General features: G+C 59.3%; 1 protein-coding gene and 1 pseudogene. Both read right to left on the reverse strand.

From position 1 onward, the window contains the following. Positions 1-220 (reverse strand): annotated as a pseudogene (locus tag AC1DLB_RS31655) (hybrid sensor histidine kinase/response regulator); the annotation flags it as partial. A 180-nt stretch (positions 221-400) separates the two neighbouring features. Next, positions 401-575, reverse strand: a 175-nt coding sequence (locus AC1DLB_RS31660) for a hypothetical protein (RefSeq protein ID WP_477786486.1), incomplete at its 5' end; no start/stop codon positions are given.

Consider the following 575-nt stretch of genomic DNA (forward strand, 5'->3'; position numbering starts at 1 on the left):
ATCTTGAGTAGGCGTCGTTATAGATCATGTAACCGGGGCGGCCCCACAGCATCACCATCGGCAGCGGTGAAGCGAGCAGTAACTGCACCGCGCTGCACAGACTCCCGGGCCAGGTGTCGATGCGTCCGAGTTCGGTCAGGCTCCAGTCGAACGCACGAATGCGTTCGGCCATTTCGCCGCTCCAACCGGTACAACCGTGGCTATTGTCTAGAAACTGCATCGACTGGCCTATGTCTTGTGAATGACATGTTTTCAGGCAGTGCAACAGCATGAGGAGACGGTGCCTGCCCGTTTGTTTCGAGCACTGCCGACGCCAATGGTTTCATTGAGGTATAGCTGATTCTCGACCGGCCCCTGCGACAAGCTGCTCCTGCGCAGGTGACATATCCACCGCCAAGGCTCAGTGGAAATCCCGACTGCGCACATGGATACCGTCGAGCAATGAACTCAGGTCGCTCAAGCGTCCGGCAATCAGGTGCCGCACCTCGCCCACCTGTTCCCAGCGCCCGTCGACCTTGAGCAATTGCGAGCCGACCAATACCTGCCGTTGCCGTTCGGCCAGGTCGCGCCAGACC

This window comes from Pseudomonas sp. 05N434, from assembly GCF_056396965.1.